Source organism: Ruegeria sp. D3 (genome assembly GCF_056534465.1).
The window spans coordinates 161,532-181,571 of sequence record NZ_JBQFPK010000007.1 but is presented as its reverse complement, the minus strand read 5'-3'; the positions used below and the strand labels follow the sequence as shown (position 1 = coordinate 181,571).

Sequence of the window (20,040 nt, the reverse complement as noted above, 5' to 3'; positions counted from 1 at the left end):
GCCGCGCGGTCCCTTGCGCTACGCAAAAGGGTAAAAAATGCTTGAAATCAAGAACCTGCACGTGAAGCTTGAGGAAGAAGAAAAGCAAATCCTCAAAGGTGTCGATCTGACGGTCGAGGACGGTAAGGTGCACGCGATCATGGGGCCGAATGGCTCGGGCAAGTCGACGCTCAGCTATGTGCTTTCGGGGCGCGACGGGTATGAAGTGACCGATGGGTCGGCGACTCTGGACGGCGAAGATCTGCTGGAGATGGAACCGGAAGAGCGCGCCGCCGCTGGTGTCTTTCTGGCGTTCCAATACCCGGTCGAAATTCCGGGCGTGGGCAACATGACCTTCCTGCGCACCGCCGTGAATGCCCAGCGCAAGGCGCGCGGCGAGGATGAGCTGTCGGCGGCTGACTTCCTGAAAGAAGTCCGCGCCAAGGCCAAGTCGCTGAAGATCGACGCAGACATGCTGAAACGCCCTGTCAATGTTGGCTTCTCGGGCGGTGAGAAAAAGCGCAACGAGATCCTGCAAATGGCGATGCTCGAACCCAAGATGTGCATCTTGGACGAAACCGACTCGGGTCTGGATGTGGACGCGATGAAGCTGGTGGCCGAGGGTGTGAACGCGTTGCGCGACGAGGGACGTGGGTTCCTGGTGATCACGCACTATCAGCGTTTGTTGGATCACATCAAACCGGACGTTGTGCACATCATGGCGGACGGCAAGATCGTCAAAACCGGTGGCCCCGATCTGGCGCTGGAGGTTGAAAACAACGGTTACGCAGACATTCTGGCCGAGGTGAACTGATGGCATTGCCCGAAGTGAAACAAACCGCAACCGAGGCGCGGCTGGCCAATCTGGTCATGCCCGACGCCGGTTGCACTCGAGCCGCGCGCGAAGACGCGCTGGCCCGTGTGCTGGAAATGGGTCTGCCCGGTCGCCGGGATGAGTATTGGAAATACACCCGCCCGGATACGCTGGTAGCGCCCGAGGCCCCTCGGGCCGCGCTGTTCGACCCGGATGAGGCCATGCTGTTCGCCGATCTGGACCGTTTGAAGATCGTTTTCGTTGATGGTGTTTTCAGCCCCGAACAGTCTGATGATTTGACGCTGGAAGGTGTCACTATCGATCGGATCGAGGATATCTGTTTCAAGGATATTCATTGGGCGAAAGAGCTGTACGGCGTGCTTGAAGCGCGTGGTCAATCGCCTGTGCAACGTCCTCTTGCGGCGCTGAACACGGCCTTCGCGGCGGATGGGATAGCGATCCATGTCTCGGGCAAACCGTCCAAGCCGATCAGCTTCATCTATCGCCATGCCTCTGAAACCTCGGACGCGATGCTGCACCATATCATCCGTGTCGAAAGCGGGGCCGAGGTGACGATCCTTGAAAACGGCCCGGCGGCTTCGCGTTTCAACAAATGCATGGAGATCGACATTGCCGATGGTGGGGTGTTGCATCACGTGCGGGCGCAAGGCCGCGATCACGAGCGTCGTGCCGCGACCCACATGTTCACGCGTCTGGGGCAGGAATCGGTCTACAAATCCTTCACCCTGACCGTGAATGGCGTGCTGACGCGCAACGAACAGGTGGTCGAGCTGACCGGAGACGATGCGGTAGCCCATGTTGCCGGTGCGTGCGTTGGTGACGGCGATTTCCATCACGACGATACCGTCTTCATCACTCATGACGCTGTGAATTGTGAAAGCCGTCAGGTGTTCAAGAAAGTGCTGCGCAACGGCGCGACAGGTGTGTTCCAGGGCAAGATCCTTGTGAAGGAGGGCGCTCAGAAGACCGATGGTTATCAGATCAGCCAGTCTCTGCTGTTGGATGATGACAGTCAGTTCCTCGCCAAGCCCGAGCTTGAGATCTATGCGGATGACGTGGCGTGTTCGCACGGCTCGACCTCAGGTGCGATTGATGAAACGGCGCTGTTCTATCTGCGCTCGCGCGGGGTTCCGACCAAGGAGGCAACCAATATGCTGACGCTGGCGTTTCTGGCCGAGGCCGTGGACGAGATCGAGGACGATGCCCTGTCGCAGGCCATTGTCGATCGCCTTGAAGGCTGGATGTCGCGGCACAGCTAATGCCGGTAACGTCGGATATAGTGGCCACGTATCGGGGGCCGGGGCGCGTTGTGCGCCGGCTTCTTGAACTGGGACAGCGCGAAGATCGGGCTTTGGTCTTTGTGATGGCGTTTTGTGTGGTCGCGTTCATCGCGCAACTACCCAGTTTGTCCCGCCGCGCGCATCTTGAAGGTCTTGAGTTGAACATGCTTATGGGCGGTGCGCTATTGGGCACTGTTATCATCCTGCCGCTGTTTTTCTACGCATTGGCCTTTGTGTCTTACGGCGCGGCACGGCTGCTCGGAGGCAAAGGATCAGCCTATGGCGCCCGTGTGGCGCTGTTCTGGGCGCTTTTGTCGTCGACACCTTTGGTGTTGCTGAATGGCCTTGTGGCAGGCTTTATCGGGCCGGGTCCGGCATTGACGGGTGTTGGATTGATTTGGTTTGTGGTCTTTCTGTGGTTCTGGCTCTCGGGCCTCAGACAGGCGCAGAGGGTGTCGCAATGACAGTTCAGTCCGTACTAAACCTAGCTGTTCTAACAGTGACCAAACCTTCTGATGCCGCGCGGCGATTATTGGCTTTGCAGCCAGGGCGCGAGGTTCTTTGGCTGGCATTTTTCCTGGCTATTGTGATGAACAGCTTGGGCCAGGTTGGTATCCAGCAGCTTGTCCCGGTGCCGCCAGGTGAAATCGCCTTACCACCCGAGCCTATTGTCCTGGGTTTGCTGAGGTCGGCCGGGGCAATGATGTTCAGTATCGTTGCGTTTCTTGTGATCGGACGCTTTCTTGGTGGGGTGGCCACGTTCAACGACTTCATGATCCTGATGGTCTGGTTGCAGTTCCTTCAGGTTGCAGCGCTGGTCTTAACGCTGGTGGTTTCGTTGGTGTTGCCCTTCTTGCTGGTGATGTTTGTGGTGGCGACTTTGATAATCAGCCTTTACGTCACACTCCATTTCATCAATGAAGCGCATAAGTTCGGTTCGATCTTAAAATCCTTTGGGGTCATCGTGTTGTCTGCACTGGTTGCAGTCCCATTTGTCCTCATGTTGGTGCCCAGCGGCCCTGTCTAGGGAAGAAAATACCATGTATGACGTACATAAAATCCGTGCGGACTTTCCGATCCTGTCCCGAGAGGTGAACGGAAAGCCACTGACATATCTGGATAACGGAGCATCGGCGCAAAAGCCGCAGGTTGTGATTGATGCAGTCACACGCGCCTATGCCGAGGAGTACTCCAACGTACACCGTGGACTGCACTATCTGTCCAATCTGGCGACCGAGAAATACGAATCCGTGCGCGGCACCATTGCGCGCTTTCTGGGCGCGGCGGATGAGGATGAGATCGTTCTGAACTCGGGTACGACCGAAGGCATCAATCTGATCGCCTATGGCTGGGCGATGCCGCGCCTGGAGGCCGGGGATGAGATCGTGCTTTCCGTGATGGAACACCACGCCAACATCGTCCCTTGGCATTTTCTTCGGGAACGGCAGGGCGTTGTCCTGAAATGGGTTGATGTGGATTCTGAAGGAGGGCTGGACCCTCAGGCGGTCATCGATGCCATTGGCCCCAAGACCAAACTGGTCGCCGTCACTCAGTGTTCGAATGTTTTGGGCACTGTGGTTGATGTAAAGGCGATCACCCAAGGCGCGCATGCCAAGGGTGTCCCGGTTCTGGTCGATGGCAGCCAGGGTTCAGTACATATGCCGGTCAATGTTCAGGACATCGGTTGTGACTTTTACGCGATCACTGGGCACAAGCTCTATGGCCCATCCGGGTCTGGTGCGATCTACATAAAGTCCGAACGTATGGCTGAGATGCGTCCCTTTATCGGGGGCGGCGACATGATCAAAGAGGTCAGCAAGGATCAGGTGATCTATAATGATCCACCGATGAAGTTCGAGGCCGGAACGCCGGGTATTGTGCAAACTATCGGGTTGGGCGTGGCGCTGGACTACATGATGGATTTGGGGATGGAGAACATCGCCTCCCATGAAGCGGGTATTCGTGATTACGCGATGGAGCGGCTGACGGGGCTCAACTGGTTGCAGGTTCAGGGCACCCGTGCTGACAAGGCCGCCATTTTCAGCTTTACGCTGGACGGGGCGGGGCACGCGCATGATGTTTCCACCATTCTGGACAAGAAAGGCGTCGCGGTGCGCGCTGGTCATCATTGCGCCGGTCCGTTGATGGATTTCTACGGAGTCACTGCCACCTGCCGGGCGAGCTTTGGCCTCTATAACACAAAAGAAGAGGTCGACACACTGATCGACGCGCTGGAATTGGCGCATGATCTGTTTGCGTGAAACCTGACTTATCCGGGCAGATTTGCAGTTGCACCCGGATCGGAACAAGGTTAGCTAACAGCCAAGGCACCTGTAGCTCAGCTGGATAGAGCGCTGCCCTCCGAAGGCAGAGGCCAGAGGTTCGAATCCTCTCAGGTGCGCCATAATTCCGATAAAACCGCGTTGAAAAGATTGGGTGTTTCCATTTTGGGAATTCCCGTTGAATTTGATTTTTCGGAAAACTTGCGGGCTTTCGGGAAAAGCTCTTGTTCGGTCTCTATCAAGGGATCAACGGAACTTTGAGGTTCGACTGTCGATGTTGAGCGAGAAACACCAGCCACATGTGGCGACTATTTGAAAAGGGCCCGCATGAGCGGGCCCTTTGTTGGTTTACATCTACCGGTGTTTCACTCTTCGTAGACGATCTTCCATGCTCCGTTCTCCACAACGCTCACATAGACCGAGTCTGCGCCCTGGTGATCATCGGGGCCGTAGGTGATATGGTTGCCAACCAGCTCGTCCTGATAGTCCAGAGATTCCATTGCGGCGATAAAGCTCTCATGAGTCAGGTCGGGACCGGCGGCCTCAAGCGCCTTGACCATCATTTCGGCGGCCGAATAGCCCAGCATGGAAAAGCCAACCGGGTCTTCGCCGGTCGCAGCTTTGTATTCTTCGATGAAGGCGGCCGGGGCAGGCTCATCAGCGCGCGCCCATAGATCTTGCCAGGACGCGGCCGCATAGAACCCGTCTGTAACACCGCCGGGTACCTGCGCCACAACGGTCAGAAAGCTGGCGGACGTTCCGAGGAACTTCATATCGGCCAAGCCCATCTTCTTGGCCGTTCCAACCACGGTGATCGCCTGCCGTACGCCCAGCGCCATGGTGACGATATTGCATTCTTCTTCCTTGAGTTTGCTCAAAGATCCAACGAAGTCCGTTTCATCCGGCTTATGTGTGGTTTCCGCCGCAAAGGCGATCCCGGCCTCTTCGGCACCGGCTTTGCTGCCTTCCAGAATTTCCTCACCGAAATCGGTTGGCAAATACATGGTGCAGACCTTTTGACCTCCGAATTGCTCGGCCAGGTATTTCACGCCCACGCGGCTTTGGTCGAAATAGGTCGAGAAGGACGTGAATTTGTTGTCCATTGGTTCCTGCAGCATCTGCCGCGCTGCGGTCAAGGGTGCAACATTGGGAATGCCTTTAGGGTCTAACAGCTTGAACCCAGCAACGTTCATGGGTGTGCCCAGCGATTGCAGCATCGCAAACACTTTGTCGCGGTTCAGCAGCTTGTTGTAGCCCTGCATCGCACGCGGCATCTGGTACCCGTTATCCTCGACCACGAAACGGATTTTGCGACCATGCACGCCGCCTTCGGCATTTACGCGGTCAAACACCACATTCGCGCCCTTGGTTGCGGGAACACCCACAGCGGCGAAAATACCGCTCAGGTCGTTGACCGACCCGATGACGATTTCATCGTCGCTCACACCTTGCGTCTCGGCATTTGCGATTGTTGCCGCAGCCGTCAAAGCGGTGGCGGCCGCCAGTCGTTTGATCACGTTCCTCATGTTTTTCCTCCCTTTGGGTAGACCCTTATCTATTTGTACATGTCTTCAATCAGATGTGCGTGTTTCTTCTCAACAAAGCTGCGTTTGAGCTTCATCGTGGCGGTCAGTTCTTCGTCATCAGCGGTCAGCAGCACGTTGATCAGGCGGAAGTCCTTGATCTGCTCTACCCGCGCGAATTCCTTGTTAACGGCGTCGACCTCGGCCTTGATCTGATCCAGCACCTCGGGCGCGGCGCAGAGTGAGGCAAAGTTCGAAAACGGCACCTTGCGATCCTGCGCGAATTTCTCGACATTTTCTTGATCGATCATGATCAGCGCCGTCAGATATTTGCGCGCATCTCCGATGATCACCGCGTCCGAGATATAGTGGCTGAACTTCAGGCGGCTTTCAATTTCGGCCGGGGTGATATTCTTGCCGCCTGCCGTGATGATGATGTCCTTGAGGCGGCCGGTTATGGTCACAAACCCGTCGGCGTCGATCTTGCCCATATCGCCGGTGCGCAGCCAGCCATCGGCGGTGAATGTTTCAGCGGTTTTGGCATTGTTGCGCCAATAGCCCTGAAAGATGTTCAGACCCTTAATCTGGATTTCACCGTCATCCGAGATGCGCACGTCATTGCCCGGCACCGCACGGCCGATGGTGCCGACCTTGTTATCTTCGGTGGTGTTCAGCGTCGCCAGGCCCGAGGTTTCGGTCATCCCGAACCCTTCGACCAGTGGCACACCAATGGCCCAGTACCATTTCAGCAAATCGGCCGAGATGGGCGCGGCCCCGCTGCCCCCGCGCCGCAGCCTGTCCATCCCCAGCATCCGCCGCAGATTGCGCAAGACCAGCCGATCCCACAGCCAGAACTGGGCGGCTACACCAGCGGGCACCGGTTTGCCGGCCAGCAGGTATTCGGCCCGTGCAAACCCTGCTTTCAGTGCCATGCCAAAGGCGGCGCGGCCTGTGGGGGTGGCCTCTTGCGTCAGGATTTTGACCTGCGAATAGATCTTTTCCCAAACGCGTGGCACGGCGGTGAATGTGCTGGGCGATACCTCTTGCAGGTTGGCAAAGACGGTTTCGGGGCTTTCGGCGAAATTCACCACGCATTTCGCGGCCAGCGGGAAATACACCGACACGTCGCGTTCAAGGATGTGGCACAGCGGCAGGAAACACAGCTGCTCATCGGTTTCGAATGTGGGCAGGGAGTGCGCTCCGGCCTCGATCGCGGCCAGAATGTTCTCATGGCTCAGCATCGCGCCTTTGGGCGCCCCGGTGGTGCCCGAGGTGTAAACCAGCAAGGCCGTATCCTGCGGCGAGGCCAGCGCGATCTCGGCGTCGAACCGGGTGGGGTCTTCGGCCTCGGCCTGCCGCCCGATCTCGTAGAGGTCGGCAACCATCATGCAGCGGTCGTGGTTCAGATCGTGCAGGCCCTCATCCTCAAGGATGATGACGTTCAGCAGGCTGGGAAGCTCGGCCTCAACCTCGAAAAACTTGTCCAGCTGCTCCTCGTTCTCGACGATCAGGAACCGGCTGTCGCTGTCATTCACGAGGTATTTCAACTGCTTGGCGGAATCCGTGGTATAGACGCCCGAGGCAATCCCACCAACGCATTGAATGCCCATATCGAACCACGCCCATTCCTTGCGGTCCTCGGACAGGATCGAGACAACCTCGCCGCGTTGCAGACCTAGTTTGCGCAGGGCCAGTCCGATCCACTTGGCATGTTGCCAGTAGTCGGCCCAGGAATAAGACTTCCAGATGCCGAAATCTTTCTCGCGATGCGCGGTACGGTCGCCCAGATCGGCGCAGCGTTTCTGGAACAGGTGACACAGTGTCGTGCATTCATCCACCAGCACCGGTCGTTGTCCGGGGGTGGCGTTGAACTGGATGCCGTTGATCTTGGTCTGAGGGGGCAGGGTGCTGATATTCATGCCGGTCACCTCCACGTCTTTTTGCGCTTCCAGCGGCGGTTTTCTCGCGCGCCTTCTTCCTGCACGCCCAGATAGAAGTTCTGGATGTCCTCGGATTGCATCAACACATCCGCCGCGCCGTCCATAACGATGCGCCCGACCTCCATCACATAGCCATGATGGGCCAGTTCCAGAGCTGCATTGGCGTTCTGTTCGACCAGCATCATGGTCATGTTCTGTTCGTCATTGAGGCGTTTGAGGATGCCGAAAATCTCCTGCACCAGCAGCGGCGACAGACCCAGCGAAGGTTCGTCCAACAGCATGATCTTGGGGTTCGCCATCAGCCCGCGCCCAATGGCCAGCATCTGCTGCTGCCCGCCCGAGAGGGTTCCAGCCTCTTGATTGCGGCGCTCTTTCAGGATCGGGAAGTACGAGAACACGAGCTCGCGGTCATGGTCGATCTGCCCCTTGTCCTTTGCCGTATAGGCCCCAAGGCTGAGGTTTTCGTCCACGGTCATCAGGGGGAACACCTCACGCCCTTCGGGGACATGGACGATGCCTTTTTGCACGACCTTATGCGGCTCGGACCCTTGGATTTCGTCGCCATCGAAGGTGATCTTGCCCTTTTCGGGGTCCATCACGCCGGACACGGTCTTCATCAGCGTCGTCTTGCCCGCGCCGTTCGCACCCAGGATCGACACGATCTGCCCCGGATGCACGTCCAGCGACACGCCGCGAATGGCCATGATGGGGCCATAGAAGCTTTCGACATTGCGGATGGTCAGGATCGGCGCGCTCATGAGGCTTTCCCCAGATAGGCTTCGACTACCGCCGGGTGGGACTGCACCTGAGCCGGAGTCCCCAGAGCTAACATCGCACCATCGGCCATCGCCAACACCCGGTCGGACACGCCGGAGACCAGCCCCATGTCATGTTCCACCATCAGCACCGTGATCCCCATCTGCCGCCGGATATCGTCAATCCACCAGCGCATGTCCGTCGTCTCCTCGACCGACAAGCCCGATGCCGGTTCGTCCAGCAAAAGCAACTTGGGATCGGTGGCCAGCGCGCGGGCGACCTCGACCACTTTGCGGACGCCATAGGGCAGGCCCGAGATCATCTTGTCGCGATAGGCCTGCAGGTCGAGGAAATCGATGATCTCTTCGACCTTTTCACGGTTTTCCAGCTCTTGCCGCCGGGCCGAGGGCAGGAACAGAACCTCGGACACCAAGTTGGTCTTGCGATGGCGATGCCGTCCGACCAGCAGGTTCTGCAGTACGGTGGCATGTTCGAACAGTTCGATATTCTGGAACGTCCGTGCCACTCCATAAGTCGCCACGCCCGAGGGTTTGACCTGCAGCAGATCATGCCCGTCAAATCGGATCGACCCTTCAAACGGGTCGTAGAACCGTGAGATCAGGTTGAACACCGTTGATTTGCCCGCACCATTGGGGCCGACGATGGCAAAGACCTCGCCCTCTTCGACCGAAAAGGACAGGTCATTCACCGCCGTCAGGCCGCCGAATTTCAGGGTTACATTCTCGAACGCCAGCAGGCTCATCTCAGGCGCTCCGTCTTGAGGTAGGATTTCTGACGTTTGAACATGTCCTTGCGGTAGAACGGGAACAGCTCGAACCAGGTTCGGATTTTGAGCCAGCGGCCATACATGCCCATGGGCTCAAACAGGATGAAACCGATCAGGATCATGCCGAAAATGCCGAATTCCAGCCCCGGAATGGCGACGGTACTGCCGCCGAACAGGGCACCCACATATTCCTTTGAGATCGACAGGAATTGCGGCAGGAACCCGATTACGATGGCGCCCAGAAACGCGCCGTGAATCGAGCCCAGCCCGCCGATCACGATCATCATCAGCAGCTGGATCGAGATCAGGACGCTGAACGTTTCGTTGTTGAACGCACCCGCATACATGCCCATCAGAACGCCCGCCCAACCGGTGACGGCGCAGGACAGCGCGAATGAAATCATCTTGGTGCGCGCGATATCCACGCCCATCGCCTGCGCTGAAACTTCTGAATCGCGCACCGCGATAAAGCTGCGCCCCAAGGGCGCGCGCAGCAGGTTTATATAGCCCAGCGTCACCAGAAATGCGACCGCCAGCACCAGCCAGAAAAACGGGGCGGGGGTGCCCCAGCGGTCGATCGTCAGGCCAAATATATCGACGCCGCCTATGAACTTGCCACCAACGCCGCCGGTGATCGGCTCGGCCAGGACGATGACATCATCCATCAGGATCGACAGCGCCATGGTGAAAATCGCCAGATAGATGCCGTGCAGTCGCAGAGCAGGGATGGCCACCGTCACACCTGCGATGCCGGTCAGGATACCGGCCAGCGGAAAGGCGATCAGGAAGGGCACGCCCGCCTCAAGCAGGATGACATTGGCATAGCAGCCAAAGGCCAGAAACGCCGCGTGGCCTAGGCTGACTTGCCCTGTGTGGCCTGTCAGAACCATCAGCCCCAGACCGGCGATGGCCCAGATCAGGACATTTGTCAGCTCACCCAAATAGAAATCGTCCAGCAACCATGGGGCTGCGGCCACTACGACCAGAAGGATCAAGTAGAGGGTCAATTGATAGCCGTCTTTCCACGGCCGGATATCCTGCATGTAGTCGGTTTTGAATACAATCCGCATCTGCCTAAACCTTCTTGACCCGAACCTGACTAAACAGCCCGTTGGGGCGGAAGATCAGCACCGCCAGCAACAGCGCATAGGGTGCGATCTGGCTGTATCCGGCGGCGATATAGCGGCTGGCAAAGGGCTCGATAACGCCGACGATCAACCCTCCGGCCAGTGCGCCGGGCAGGCTGCCGAACCCGCCGATCACGGCGGCGGCAAACGCCTTGATCCCCAACAAGCCCGTGGTCGGATCGACCGAACCCTTGGCGGCAAACAGGATACCCGCAATCCCAGCAACCACGCCCGCCAGCCCCCAGATAAAGCCCTGCACACGCTTGACGGGAACGCCCATGTAGTAGGCGGCCAGCTGGTTCTGCGAGGCGCCCTGCATTGCCAGTCCCAGCTTGGTCCGGCTGAAAAACACATACAGTCCCCACGTCAGCAGGATGGTGACGATGATGACGGCCACATCCTCCATCCCCAACACCAGCCCGCCGAACCGCACCTCTTTCCCGGCCAGCGGGTTCTGCAACGTCTGCGGCTCGTGCCCCCAGATCAGCCCGGCGACAAATCGGATCACGAAGCCAAGGGCGATTGTCAGGATCACCACTGCCGTTTGGCTTTCGCCGAACAGCCGCCGAATGATCAGCCGATCCACCAGATACCCCAACGCCCCCATGATCCCCAATGAGATCGGCAGCGCGAGCCAGAAGGGCAGCCCCATATATTCGGTATTGGTCAGCCCGATGGTGACAAAGGCCCCCAGCATCATGAAATCGCCTTGCGCGAAATTCACCGCTTCGGTCGCCTTGTAGATCAGAACAAAACCGAGCGCGATTAGGCCGTAGACACAACCATTCGCCAGCCCGCTGATCAGCAGCTGTGCGTTATCCAAATTCACCTCCCAATGCCGGTTTGTCCGGCTTTTTGGTGCCTCTGACCATCCTCCTTGGTCCGAAGCGTTATTCTACTATGGCGTGATGATCACCTTTCCGTCACCCTTTTTTAGAGCATTAGCCAGATTTTTAATCACATCCTTCAACGCAACCCTCTGGGAAACGTCGGTTTTCCAGCGCCCATCGGCGAACCGCGCCTGTACCTCGGCTACCACGCGCATCTGATCGGCGGGTGGTGTGGTGGTCATCCACTGCGTCAGCCAGAACCCCTCGATCCGCTTGCCCATAAAGATCAGTTGACCCATCTGTGTCAGCTTGGGCAGATCCGAGCTGAGCTTGCCGTAACACACCCAGCGCGCGCCGTTGGGCATGGCGCAAAAGACCTGTTCTGATATCTGATCGGCCACGGCATCCAGAAATACACGAGGCTTCAGGGCGTGGCTAAGCGCGACCAGTTTCGTTCGCATCTCGGGGTCGGACGTGACCAGAACCTCATGTGCGCCCAGGTCTTTCAAGAGTGCAATCGCATTGTCGAGGCGGACAAGCGCGATGGGCTTCAACCCCAGGTCTCGGCCCAGACTGCACATCAGTTTGCCCAACTGGCTGGTCGCGGCGGAAACGATAAAGGCATCTCCTGCATTTCGCGCGATATCTACCATCGCCATAGCGGTCATTGGGTTCACGATCTGCGCCGAGCCGTCCTCGTCCGAGATGTCGGGGCGCAGTGGTATACACATCATCGCTGGTGTCGTGATGTACTCGGCCCATGCCCCCGCCTGCGCGGCCACAAAAGCCACGCGCTGTCCTTGCAGGGCTTCAGCCCCTGCTCCGGTTGCAACTACGTCGCCGCAGCCCTCGAACCCGGCGGCTGTGCCTTGAACGCGGGGCTGGCCGTATTCACCCTTGATGAAGTGAATATCCGACGGATTAACAGAAGCCGCGCGCAATTTGATAAGAACCTCTCCGGGGCCTGGCACAGGAACTTGCATCTCGGCTGTTGCCAGCCAGTCAGCGGCGTCATCAATGGTCGGACCGGTAGCCGTTTCGGAATAGCCATCATGGGTTTGAACAACCGCGTACATGGTCGAGGGAAGGGTGGTCATGATCTATCCAGTACTTGTATAGGGCCGCCCCTTGTACTCGGCAGATTGCATCGAAAAGGGACGGCACCAAGTTTGAATAGCCAAGCAAACGTTTATCGAAACGTCAACTTTGCTGCTTGGTGACGTTACAGGAGGTCTGCCTGAAACTCTGATTTGCAGGCAAACTCTGCGCCTTCGCCGGTCGTGATCACTGTTGGGTAAGAAGTGCCCTCAGTTCCTCGAGCTTTGCGGCAAACACTTCGGGAGAAGCCTTGATTTCATCCAGAATGGCTATCGCGCGAGTTTTCAGGTCATTGGTCAGTGCGCTGTCCTTCACTGATGCAACCATTTTGTCATAGTCAAAGTTCTGAACGGCCAACGTGCCGTCCTCGATCCAGCTGTTCAAAAGATCCTGACCTTGACTGGCCAAGGCGGCGACATCTTCGGACGCCTGATTTGCCAAGTCGGTCGCGGATTGCTCGACCTGGTCGGACGCGTTTGCAGCCTGTTCTGCAACGGATTCAACAGCGTCGCTGACCGCATCACCTGCGTCCTGAGCCGCGGATTGCAACTGTTCGGCCGGCGTAGGCTCGGGTTGTGTGAGATAATAGTAAATACCGGCGCCAATACCAGCGACGAGAACGCCGAGAACAAGAGTACGTGACATAGTAGTCTCCTGATTTATGAATAAGAATGAGATGTGAAAACGCTAAGAGGAATTTAAGGGGAAAACCTTAAGCACCGCAGCAATTTAGAAAAATGAGCCATGCTACGCCCATTGCTTGTCAGCGCGTGGCAAGAAAGTGCCGCAAATTTGCCTCGAGTCCAAGCCATTGTACGAAGCATGGCGGACAGATGGCGACTCGAACCGTGTTGGGACTTGCACACATGACGGTTTTCGAGACCCTTTTCGAAATCAAATCAGACGTTCTCGCATCAAAAAAACGGTTTTAGTGGCCATAAAATAGGCAGGTTGGGCTCAGGAAACTGCGTCACGCTATTTTCTAAAGTCCGTAGTGGCGAAGGTTTAACGCTCTGGAAACCAAATTGCTTGAAACTTTTATTGACAATATCTTTCCGTAAAATAATTTTAGTAACTAAAATAAAATATGGGTGGTTTGAAAATGTATCTCGGTCTGGACTTGGGAACATCCGGTCTTAGGGGAATTCTTGTCAACGACGCGGGTATCGTTGAAGGTAGTGCCGAGTCTAGAATTCTCACGTCTTGCCCAAAGCCTGGTTGGTCCGAACAGTCGCCTTCGGACTGGATAGAGGCTTGCAAAGAAGTTGTCCTTCAGCTTCGTGAAGCACACGGAACGTCGTTTTCCGCGCTGCGTGGCATTGGTTTAAGCGGACACATGCATGGTGCGACCCTTCTGGATGCCAATGGCAACGTGTTGCGGCCGTGCATTCTTTGGAACGACACAAGGGCTTCGAGAGAAGCAGAGATTCTTGATCAATCACCCGGTATGCGTGACAGTTCAGGCAATATCGTTTTTCCGGGTTTTACGGCGCCCAAGTTGGAATGGATTCGTGCAAATGAACCTGACCTGTTCGTCAAAATTGCCAAAGTTCTGCTACCGAAAGACTACTTGCGGCTCTGGCTGACAGGAGATTACGTCAGTGACATGTCTGACAGTGCGGGGACTTCATGGCTGGACGTAGGTGCACGGCGATGGTCGGAAACTGCCCTGGAACAAAGCCACATGAAAATCGAACAAATGCCCCGATTGGTCGAAGGCAGTGATCCGGGCGGAGAGTTGCGGTCCGAGTTGCGGCAAGAATGGGGGGTGTCTGGACAAGTCGTGATTGCTGGCGGAGCAGGGGACAATGCCGCTGCTGCCTGTGGGATAGGCAGTATCAGCGACGGAACTGGCTTTTTGTCTCTCGGAACCTCGGGTGTGCTGCTGGTGTCCAGGGACAAGTATGCTCCAGCGCCAGAAACAGCTGTACACTGTTTTTGCCATTCTGTCCCTGACAGGTGGATTCAGATGGGTGTTATCCTGTCTGCGACAAATAGTTTGAACTGGCTCTCTCGCAACCTTGGCCAGTCCGTTGGTGACTTGGTCGCTGCGCTGCCTGCTGATCTGGATGGCCCATCAGAGATCACGTTTCTGCCTTATCTTTCAGGTGAGCGGACGCCGCACAATGACAGTACAATCCGTGGTGCGTTTCTGGGTGTGGATATTTCCTCGGAGGCCACCGATTTGACGAGGGCAGTCATTGAAGGCGTTGCCTTTGCAATGCGGGACTGTCTGGAGGCCCTCAAGAGTACCGGAACAAAACCAACGAGCCTTTTGGCCGTTGGCGGCGGTGCGCGATCTCATTATTGGTTGAAAAGTCTGGCTACTGCGCTCAATACGCCCCTGGCCTTGCCGCAGGGCAGTGAGTTCGGAGCCGCCATCGGCGCCGCCCGTCTGGCAATGTGCTCGGTCACTGGCGCACCCCCGGGCACTATAATAACGTCTCCCAAAATCGACAGGGTCATCGAACCTCGTCAGGACTTGGTCGATGCTTTCGAAACCGAGTACCAACGCTACCGGCAATATTATTCGGCTTTAGCACCTTTTGCCAAACGATGAACACAAGACGGGACATATCTCCGCAGATCGACAGGGTCGTTCTGAGTGATGGCGATATGCGAGTGTCGCTGCTCAGCTACGGAGCCATAACTCAAAGCTGGTGGTACAAGGGTTTACCAATGATCCTTGGATACGAGAACCCGCAGGACTATGTCGCCGACAAAAATTATCTGGGTGCAATCGTCGGGCGTGTCGCCAATCGGATCGGACAAGCGCATTTTGACTTGGGAAACGTTCGTTATGAGCTTGACGCGAACGACGGTCAAAATTCTTTGCATGGTGGGCGCGCAGGACTATCGCATCAGAATTGGGCTCTTGAGAGGATAACAGTAAACGAGGCCATATTGCGCCTCACTTCCCCAGAGGGTTCCGGCGGGTTTCCGGGAGAAATCAAATTTGAAGTGCGGGTAAGGCTGGACTACCCGCGTTTGACCTATTCGATTTCGGCGCAACCGGATCGGCCGACACCCATAAGTATAGCGCAGCACAACTACTACTGCCTGGGTGGAGCGGCGGGCATTTCCGAGCATTGTCTGCGGCTCACCTCAAGCCGCTATCTTCAAGTTGACAATCGGGGAATTCCCTCTGGCAAATTTGAGGATGCAAGTGAGGGTGAGATGCAATTCAGGGTGCCGAAAGCGATCAGTGCCGCTTTGACGGACTTGGACAACTATTTCGTTTTTGACTGCAAACGAGAAAATGGGTTTCCGGTCGCTGACCTTACTGCACCCAACGGTTTGAAGTTGTCTGTCTGGTCAGACCAGGCAGGGGCGCAGGTTTACTCTGGCGCTCACCTGACGAAACCCTTTCACAAAAGCGCCGGTGTGTGCATCGAGCCGTCAGGTTATCCCAATGCGCCTAACATCCCCGAATTCCCGTCGATCATTTACACGCCCGAAACCCCTTACGAGCAGACCTTGATTTTGGAAATTTCCGAGGGTGGCACATGAGGTTTGCTGCACCGATTATTGCTTTCGGCGTGGTGATTGCGTCCATCACGACAGCAACGTCTCAGAACCTCGGTCCGAACCCAAAATTTGTTGAATCTGATCTGGCTAGTGTCCAACTTGGACGGCTGCTTTTCTATGACCCGATCTTGTCCGGAAACAGGAACATCAGCTGCGCAACTTGTCACCACCCCAAACTTGGCACGTCCGATGGGCTCTCGCTTGGGATCGGAGAAGGGGGTTCGGGTTTGGGGGCAGGGCGCAAAATTGACACGGACAACCCGCCGGAACAACGTATTCCGCGCAATTCACCGGGGCTTTGGAACCTTGGTGCAACCGAATTCACAACCTTCTTTCATGACGGGCGCCTTGAAACTGATCCGACGCGCGAGAACGGTATCAGGACGCCGCTGGGCATGCATATGCGGTCAGGTTTCAATTCAGCTTTGGCAGCTCAGGCAATGTTTCCGGTGCTTTCGCCCGATGAGATGGCAGGCCACTATTCCGAGAATGATGTCAGTCAGGCTGTACGTCTAGGGATGCTTACTCAGGAAGGGGGGGCGTGGGATCTGATTGCAGCTCGCGTCGCGGCCATCCCAGAGTATGAACACCGTTTTTCCTTAACCGCTCCTGGGGACGCGATAACGTTCTCGGCTATTGCGAATGTAATTGCAGATTTCATTGCGTTCGAATGGCGCGCCGACAACAGCCCGTTTGACCTTGCGATGCGGGGGGAAGCAGCATTGCCCGAAGAGGCACAGCGCGGCATGCAGTTGTTTTACGGGAAAGCAGGGTGCAGTACCTGTCATTCGGGCTGGTTCCAAACAGACCATAAATTTCACTCGATTGCGCTGCCGCAGATCGGACCGGGAAAAGCAGCGCGATTTGAAAGCCATACCCGAGATGATGGACGCCTGCGCGTGACTGGTGACGCAGAGGACGCGTTTGCGTTTCGCACGCCCTCGTTGCGCAATGTAACGCTGACGGCCCCATATGGGCACAACGGCGCCTATGCACGGCTTGAAGATATCGTGCGCCATCATCTCAACCCAGAGGCTTCACTGCGGTCGTACACGTTGGAAATGGCGAAACTACCTTATTTTCCTGGTGTGCAGGATCAACGGTCATTGTCGAACCCAGAGAATCTGGATGCGATTGCCAGAAGCAGCGATCTGCCGAGGATAAGTTTGACGGATCAGGAGATTAGCGCACTTCTGAGCTTTTTGGGCAGCTTGGAAGATCCCGCAGAGCGCCTTGGAGTTCCGGATCATGTTCCAAGTGGACTGCCAGTCGATCAATGATCAGCGCTCAATGCGAATGATCTGGTTCGATTGATATTCCTTCCATGCTCCTTTTTCACCATCTGGCCAAATTACGCGAACTTTTATTGCTTCGGCATCCCCCAGCCCAAAATGATGCAGCCCTGCAATGCCGCTTGCATGCCCTCCACCGATTGTGATTTCTCGGGTTTCTATACCTGACGCGGTCTTGGCCTCGATAAAGCTACCGACCGCGAAGCGATTTGACTTGTTTTGAGAAATGTCCAGCATCACCCAATTCTCGGTGTTAGGCTGGTTTTGGTAGACCTCAAGTTCCGACCCTCGGTTAACCACCACCAGATCCAGCCAACCGTCATTATTGAGGTCAGCCAAAGCCGCACCGCGAGACTTGGCCATAGAGGCAATACCAGCCTCGACTGAAGCTTCTAGAAATTGACCATTTTCCTTTTGCAAAAGCAGGTTGTTGGGGTCATCGAAAGCCGCATCTGGCATCTGCTCGACATTTCCTTTGGCAACGAAGATATCGTCCAGACCGTCGTTGTTGACGTCCCCAAATTGTGCGTGCCATCCGGTCGATGGGCGGCCGTCGCCTCCCGTGTGCGGCCTGTGAGCGGTCGTGCCTTTGCCGAAGGTGGCGTCTCGCCAGGTCGGACCACCGGCTTTGGGATCGAAAATCTGCAACTTCTGATCGCCCATCGAAGTCAGGTAAACTTCGGGAAAGCCATCTCCTGTCAGATCCCGCGAAGCGATGCCCATCCCCCAGATCGAGTAAGGCAACCATCCGTCTTCTTTAGAATAAAGGCTTGGTGTTTCCTCCATCGCCCATAACTGCTCTTGGCCGCCGCGCACATAGTAATGGCGATCGTTACTGACGCGCAGATCCGCTTGCCCGGTGCGCGACCAGTCAGAAAACAGAATAGACAACGCGCAATAGCCTGGTTCAAGATGATCCGGTGGCTGGTAGCTGTCACCAGTTGGCCGGAATAGGACCGTGGGTCCGCAAGTTTCAAATGGGCCGTCGGGATTGCGACGCTCAACATAAGTTCCGAAGGCCAGTGTTGGCAGGGTCTGATTGGTTTCCCATGTGGCAGAGAATCCGGTTGTCCAATGATCCTCCGACTGGAAGCCCAGAGTGCTGAAGCGGCGGAACTTGCAATCAGGCTCACCCTTCAAAAGCAAATCGGGGCCCACGCGCAAAACGGCCAGATCCAGAATTCCATCACTGTCGACATCCAGCGGGTAAGCCCCAGTTACGCCGGTTATGGCAAGCGGCTCGGGGGTGTCGGCGCGAAACGATAATCCTTCGCGCGATGTGTTTCTAAACAGTTTGGATGCGTTGGTGCCGCCCGCGGCAAAGAGTTCGGGCAGCCCATCGCCGTCACAATCGAAAACGGCGACCCCGCCGCCCACAAAATGTTCCCAGCCGCCGTCATAGATATGCGTACCTATGTCAATCTTTTGGAACTGAGGAGCGCGACTTTCTGCACTGGCCGCAGATGCAAAAGCGAGCAGGATAAAAAGCTCAGGGCGCATTTGTTGCCAGCTCTTTTACCTTAAGGATCGAGACCTGCTCAATCCCGTACGCCGCAGCACCCTTAGCCCACATAAGATCGCCCCAGTGATGCGCTTTTATTTCCGGCAAGAGGGTGTCGACATTCACGACGCCACTGCGGATTCGGGCCATCACCTCGTCCGAATACAGGTGTTCCAAATCCATTTGAGCCCCGGACAGGATAATGCATTCAGGGTCAAACAGGTTGATCAGGTTGGATATCCCCAGACCAAACATCTGGCCCGCGCGGGTCAGAACGGACTTCGCCCTTTCGTCTCCGGATCGCGCGTTTTTGTGGATATCTGCAACCGTTTCCGTTCCAGTGCCTTGATCGGCAACGGTTGCTTCCCGGATCAATGCATAGTCGCCGACGTAGGCTTCAAGGCACCCTCGCTGGCCGCATTGGCAAAGCGCGCCGTCCAGTTGAACTTTGGTGTGGCCAAACTCTGCTCCGCAGCCTCTTTCCCCGCGATACAGCTTGCCGTCCAGCACAATTCCAAGCCCTACGCCGTGTTCTATCGTCACGACCAAAAAATTCTTAAGACCCTTGCCTAACCCGAAAAGTTGTTCCGCCTTTGCCACCAGGTTGGCATCGTTTTCTATAAAGGCAGGGCAAGGCAATTCTGTTTCCAGAAACTGGCTGAAGTCGACGTTTCTCTCGGTAAGGGATGAGGACCAGTGTACAAAGTTCCGTTCAGCGTCTACGAGACCGGCAATCCCGATTGACACTCCGGACAGGGAGTTCAGGGTCGCGTTGATCTGTGCACAGGCTAGATCTAAGGCCGTGCGAATGGTTGCTACGAATGCCCCTGGCGTCATCCGGACGTCATCCAGCGGATATTTGTATGACGTAACCTCGTTTCCTTCGAAATCTGCAAGGATGACCGAGATCATGTGGCGCGCGACTTTAAGGCCCGCAATAAGATAAGATCCGCCATCCAACTGAAGTAAAACTCTGGGTCGCCCCCTTTTGGCAGACTTGGATTGGTGTTCGGTTTCGATCTCTTTGATCAATCCTGCCGAAATGAGATCGGCTGTCGCTGCAGTAACTGTCGCCGGACTGGTTTGCAAAGCGCTGGCGATATCGATCCGTGAAATCGAGCCTTCTGTCCGGATATGTTCCAGCACCCGAAGTCGGGTGATGTTCCGCTGGTCCGCGGCATTTTGAGAAGCTTTGCTTTTCAGCATCTTGGTCTCGCGAATCTGGTTCTTAACTCAGTCTATTTGGATTCCGCCCGCCCTAACAGAGTAAATATTTTACCCG

The 20,040-nt window shown here is 56.3% G+C and carries 18 protein-coding genes and 1 tRNA gene; 9 read left to right on the top strand and 10 right to left on the bottom strand.

Features of this window, described 5'->3' with window-relative positions; translation table 11 throughout:
* Nucleotides 1-37 precede the first annotated feature (37 nt).
* From sufC to ACR0DX_RS12225, 6 genes are all read left to right on the top strand, one after another.
* Nucleotides 38-793 carry a Fe-S cluster assembly ATPase SufC gene (sufC, locus tag ACR0DX_RS12250; protein WP_170354220.1) on the top strand — a complete coding sequence of 252 codons (756 nt, stop codon included), beginning with the start codon at nt 38-40 and terminating at the stop codon, nt 791-793.
* Nucleotides 793-2,073 carry a SufB/SufD family protein gene (locus tag ACR0DX_RS12245; protein WP_170354219.1) on the top strand — a complete coding sequence of 427 codons (1,281 nt, stop codon included), beginning with the start codon at nt 793-795 and terminating at the stop codon, nt 2,071-2,073. Before sufC ends, ACR0DX_RS12245 begins: the two co-directional genes overlap by 1 nt.
* Nucleotides 2,073-2,558 carry a YIP1 family protein gene (locus ACR0DX_RS12240; RefSeq protein WP_170354218.1) on the top strand — a complete coding sequence of 162 codons (486 nt, stop codon included), beginning with the start codon at nt 2,073-2,075 and terminating at the stop codon, nt 2,556-2,558. Before ACR0DX_RS12245 ends, ACR0DX_RS12240 begins: the two co-directional genes overlap by 1 nt.
* Nucleotides 2,555-3,121 carry a YIP1 family protein gene (locus ACR0DX_RS12235; protein WP_170354217.1) on the top strand — a complete coding sequence of 189 codons (567 nt, stop codon included), beginning with the start codon at nt 2,555-2,557 and terminating at the stop codon, nt 3,119-3,121. Before ACR0DX_RS12240 ends, ACR0DX_RS12235 begins: the two co-directional genes overlap by 4 nt.
* A gap of 13 nt (nt 3,122-3,134) precedes the next feature.
* Entirely contained in the window at nt 3,135-4,355 is a 1,221-nt protein-coding gene (locus ACR0DX_RS12230) for a cysteine desulfurase (RefSeq protein WP_170354216.1), read from the top strand.
* Nucleotides 4,356-4,421: 66 nt separating this feature from the next.
* Nucleotides 4,422-4,498, top strand: a tRNA-Arg gene (locus tag ACR0DX_RS12225).
* A gap of 243 nt (nt 4,499-4,741) precedes the next feature.
* Here the strand turns inward: ACR0DX_RS12225 and ACR0DX_RS12220 are convergent.
* From ACR0DX_RS12220 to ACR0DX_RS12185, 8 genes are all read right to left on the bottom strand, one after another.
* Nucleotides 4,742-5,902: an ABC transporter substrate-binding protein gene (locus ACR0DX_RS12220; protein WP_170354215.1), complete on the bottom strand. Its 1,161-nt coding sequence runs from the start codon at nt 5,900-5,902 to the stop codon at nt 4,742-4,744.
* Between the two features lie 29 nt (nt 5,903-5,931).
* Nucleotides 5,932-7,818 (bottom strand): AMP-dependent synthetase/ligase, encoded by a 1,887-nt coding sequence (locus ACR0DX_RS12215; RefSeq protein ID WP_170354214.1) that lies wholly within the window; start codon nt 7,816-7,818, stop codon nt 5,932-5,934.
* 5 nt (nt 7,819-7,823) lie between these two features.
* Nucleotides 7,824-8,597, bottom strand: a complete 774-nt coding sequence (locus tag ACR0DX_RS12210; protein ID WP_170354213.1) for an ABC transporter ATP-binding protein — start codon at nt 8,595-8,597, stop codon at nt 7,824-7,826.
* Nucleotides 8,594-9,358 carry an ABC transporter ATP-binding protein gene (locus ACR0DX_RS12205; protein WP_170354212.1) on the bottom strand — a complete coding sequence of 255 codons (765 nt, stop codon included), beginning with the start codon at nt 9,356-9,358 and terminating at the stop codon, nt 8,594-8,596. Before ACR0DX_RS12205 ends, ACR0DX_RS12210 begins: the two co-directional genes overlap by 4 nt.
* Nucleotides 9,355-10,452 carry a branched-chain amino acid ABC transporter permease gene (locus tag ACR0DX_RS12200; protein ID WP_170354211.1) on the bottom strand — a complete coding sequence of 366 codons (1,098 nt, stop codon included), beginning with the start codon at nt 10,450-10,452 and terminating at the stop codon, nt 9,355-9,357. Before ACR0DX_RS12200 ends, ACR0DX_RS12205 begins: the two co-directional genes overlap by 4 nt.
* Before the next feature lie 4 nt (nt 10,453-10,456).
* Entirely contained in the window at nt 10,457-11,332 is an 876-nt protein-coding gene (locus ACR0DX_RS12195) for a branched-chain amino acid ABC transporter permease (RefSeq protein WP_170724298.1), read from the bottom strand.
* A 75-nt stretch (nt 11,333-11,407) separates the two neighbouring features.
* Entirely contained in the window at nt 11,408-12,436 is a 1,029-nt protein-coding gene (locus tag ACR0DX_RS12190) for a zinc-binding dehydrogenase (protein WP_170354209.1), read from the bottom strand.
* A 187-nt stretch (nt 12,437-12,623) separates the two neighbouring features.
* Nucleotides 12,624-13,082: a hypothetical protein gene (locus ACR0DX_RS12185; protein WP_170724299.1), complete on the bottom strand. Its 459-nt coding sequence runs from the start codon at nt 13,080-13,082 to the stop codon at nt 12,624-12,626.
* 457 nt (nt 13,083-13,539) lie between these two features.
* Between ACR0DX_RS12185 and xylB the strand changes: the two genes are divergently transcribed.
* The 3 genes from xylB to ACR0DX_RS12170 are packed head-to-tail and all read left to right on the top strand — an operon-like array spanning nt 13,540 to nt 17,245.
* The gene (gene xylB / locus ACR0DX_RS12180) at nt 13,540-14,997 is read left to right on the top strand and encodes a xylulokinase (protein ID WP_170354426.1); all 1,458 of its coding nucleotides are present in this window, start codon (nt 13,540-13,542) and stop codon (nt 14,995-14,997) included.
* Nucleotides 14,994-15,947 carry an aldose epimerase family protein gene (locus tag ACR0DX_RS12175; protein ID WP_480846267.1) on the top strand — a complete coding sequence of 318 codons (954 nt, stop codon included), beginning with the start codon at nt 14,994-14,996 and terminating at the stop codon, nt 15,945-15,947. The genes xylB and ACR0DX_RS12175 overlap by 4 nt, the downstream gene beginning before the upstream one ends.
* Nucleotides 15,944-17,245, top strand: a complete 1,302-nt coding sequence (locus ACR0DX_RS12170) for a cytochrome-c peroxidase (protein ID WP_170354206.1) — start codon at nt 15,944-15,946, stop codon at nt 17,243-17,245. The genes ACR0DX_RS12175 and ACR0DX_RS12170 overlap by 4 nt, the downstream gene beginning before the upstream one ends.
* On the opposite strand, the gene ACR0DX_RS12165 is transcribed toward ACR0DX_RS12170, so the two are convergent.
* Nucleotides 17,246-18,757, bottom strand: coding sequence for a CRTAC1 family protein (locus tag ACR0DX_RS12165; protein ID WP_170354205.1), 1,512 nt, complete (start codon nt 18,755-18,757; stop codon nt 17,246-17,248). It lies immediately after the preceding gene.
* Nucleotides 18,747-19,964, bottom strand: coding sequence for an ROK family transcriptional regulator (locus ACR0DX_RS12160; RefSeq protein WP_170354204.1), 1,218 nt, complete (start codon nt 19,962-19,964; stop codon nt 18,747-18,749). The genes ACR0DX_RS12165 and ACR0DX_RS12160 overlap by 11 nt, the downstream gene beginning before the upstream one ends.
* Nucleotides 19,965-20,040: the final 76 nt, after the last annotated feature.